Annotated in this window: 2 protein-coding genes and 1 pseudogene; all 3 read left to right on the forward strand. The window is 73.8% G+C overall.

The features are described from left to right. Window positions 1-479, forward strand: a pseudogene (locus QC282_RS31920) (3-oxoadipyl-CoA thiolase); the annotation flags it as partial. A 210-nt stretch (window positions 480-689) separates the two neighbouring features. Continuing rightward, window positions 690-2,198 carry a long-chain fatty acid--CoA ligase gene (locus QC282_RS31925; RefSeq protein ID WP_279553090.1) on the forward strand — a complete coding sequence of 503 codons (1,509 nt, stop codon included), beginning with the start codon at window positions 690-692 and terminating at the stop codon, window positions 2,196-2,198. A gap of 86 nt (window positions 2,199-2,284) precedes the next feature. Continuing rightward, window positions 2,285-2,801: sulfite exporter TauE/SafE family protein (locus QC282_RS31930; RefSeq protein WP_279553091.1), on the forward strand; the 517-nt coding region annotated here is incomplete at its 3' end.

Genomic DNA, 2,801 nt, shown 5'->3' on the forward strand with positions numbered 1-2,801 from the left:
TCTTCCGCGCGGGCGGCACCGTCACCGCGGGCAACGCCTCACCGATGAACGACGGCGCCGCCGCCCTCCTCCTGGTCAGCGAGGAGGCACTGCACGAGCTGGGTCTTGAGTCCCTCGGCCGGTACGTCGCCGGCGCCTCGGCCGGCGTCCACCCCGACGTGATGGGCATCGGCCCGGTGCCCGCCACCCGCAAGGTCCTCGCCCGCGCCGACTGGAGCGTCGGGGACATCGAGGAGGCCGAGTTCAACGAGGCGTTCGCCGCCCAGGCCCTCGCCTGCGTCGACCTGCTGGGCATCGACCCCGGCCTGGTCAACCCGACCGGCGGCGCCATCGCCCTCGGCCACCCCCTCGGCTGCTCCGGCGCCCGCATCCTCACCACCCTCCTGCACCGCATGCGCCGCACGGGAGCGGCGCGGGGTCTCGCCACGATGTGCGTCGGGGTGGGCCAGGGCAGCGCGGTGCTGGTCGAACGGCACTGACGACCGGGGCCGTCAGGCAGAGGTCGGGGCCGTCAGGCGCGAGGTTGAGGCGCCAGGCTGTCAGGGCCGAGGCGCCAGGCTGTCAGGGCCGAGGCGCCAGGCTGTCAGGGCCGAGGCGCCGGACGGGCGGGGCCGAGGCGCCGGACGGGCGGGACCGGGGCCGAGAACCACCGAGGACAACCCAGCAACAAGAAACGGAGCCGCACCCACATGGCCACCCTCTCCGTCGCAGCGATCCTCGCCGAGAACGCCCGGCGCCGCCCCGACAAGACCGCGCTCGTCGAGGGCGACCTGCGCCTGACCTTCGCCGAGGTGTGGCAGCGGGCCCGCGCCCAGGCCGGCGCCCTCACCGGGCTGGGCGTCCGCCCCGGGGACCGCGTCGCGCTGATGGCGCCCAACACGGCCGAGTTCCCGGCGGCGTACTACGCGATCGCCGCGGCCGGCGGGGTCGTCGTCCCCGTCCATCTGCTGCTGTCCGCGCCGGAGGTCGAGCACGTCCTTCGGGACAGCGGTGCCACGCTGCTGCTGTGCCACCCGGCGCAGGCCGAGACCGGCACGGCCGCCGCGCGGGCCGCCGGGGTGCGGGTGGTCACGCTGGGCGCCGAGTTCGAGAAGCTCGCCGCGGACGCCGAGCCGCTGCCGTCGTACGTCACCCGGGGCGCCGACGACCCGGCGGTCGTCTTCTACACGAGCGGCACCACCGGAGTCCCCAAGGGCGCCGTGCTCAGCCACTTCAACCTGGTGATGAACGCGACCGTCAACGCCTTCGACTCCAACGACATCCGACCCGACGACATCGCGCTCGGCGCGCTGCCGCTGTTCCACGCCTTCGGGCAGACCGTGTCGATGAACTCGACCTGGCGGGCGGGCGCGACGCTCGTGCTGCTGCCCCGCTTCGACGCGGCCCGCGCGATCGAGCTGATGGTGAAGGAGAAGGTCAACACCTTCCACGGGGTGCCGACGATGTACGTCGCGCTGGCCGCCGCGGCGGCCGACGCGGACGCGCTGCCCGAGCTGCGCGTGTGCATCTCCGGCGGTGCCTCGCTGCCCGTCGCGGTGCTGGACCGCTTCGAGGCGGCGTTCGGCGCGACGATCCACGAGGGCTACGGCCTGTCCGAGACGTCACCGACGGCGACGGTGAACCAGCCGTGGTTCGGCACCCGGCCCGGCACCATCGGTCACCCCCTGTGGGGCGTGGACGTGGAGATCGCCCGCGCCGACGTCGAGGACGGCGTCGAATTGCTGCCGCCGGGCGAGCTCGGCGAGGTCGTGATCCGGGGCCACAACGTCTTCTCCGGGTACCTGGGCCGCCCCGAGGCCACCGCCGAGGCGCTCGTGGACGGCTGGTTCCGCACCGGCGACCTCGGCACCAAGGACGACGAGGGCTTCCTCAGGATCGTCGACCGCAAGAAGGACGTCATCATCCGCGGCGGCTTCAACGTCTACCCGCGGGAGGTCGAGGAGGTCCTGGCCCGCCACCCGGACGTCGCGCAGGTCGCCGTCATCGGCCTGCCCGACGAACTGCACGGCGAGGAGGTGTGCGCCGTGATCGTGCCGGCCCCCGGCGCGGCCCCGGACACCGCCGGGATCACCGCGTGGTCCAAGGAACACCTGGGCCGGCACAAGTACCCGCGGCGTGTGGAACTCACGGACGCCCTGCCGCTCGGCCCGAGCATGAAGGTGCTGAAGCGGGAACTGCGGGCCCGGTACGGCGGATAGCGCGCCGGGTACCGGGCGGCGACCGGGGTCACCTGGCGAGACGCTCCTCACCGGCACCGGTGGGTGGGCATAGCATCGGTCTCCGCATGGACACGATGACACTCTGGCACGTCACCGGCTGGGAGTTCGCGGCGCTCGCCCTCGCCGCCCTGCTCGTCGGCTTCTCCAAGACCGCCGTGAGCGGCGCCAACACGGTCAGCCTCGCCGTCTTCGCCGCGGTGCTGCCCGCCCGCGCGTCGACCGGCGTGCTGCTGCCGGTACTCATCGCCGGGGACGTCCTCGCCGTCCTCACCTACCGCCGGCACGCCCACTGGCCGACGCTGTGGCGGCTGTTCCCGGCGGTCGCCGCGGGCGTCGTCGTCGGCACGGTGTTCCTGATGTGGGCGGACGACCGGATCGTCCGCACGTCCATCGGGGCGATCCTGCTGGTGATGGCCGGGGTGACCGTGTGGCGGCGGCGCACCGCGGACGCGGAGGCGGAACCGGAGCCGGTCACGAGCCGTGCGGGCCGCCTCAAGGCCCGCTCGTACGGCGTGATGGGCGGCTTCACCACGATGGTCGCCAACGCGGGCGGCCCGGTGATGTCGATGTACCTGCTCTCCG

It is taken from the genome of Streptomyces sp. DH24, from assembly GCF_029813775.1.
Taxonomy (GTDB): Bacteria; Actinomycetota; Actinomycetes; order Streptomycetales; family Streptomycetaceae; genus Streptomyces.

Bases quoted from the DNA above. Each gene is read 5' to 3' on its own strand.
- QC282_RS31925 (WP_279553090.1), top strand. From the start codon at position 690: ATGGCCACCCTCTCCGTCGCAGCGATCCTCGCCGAGAACGCCCGGCGC.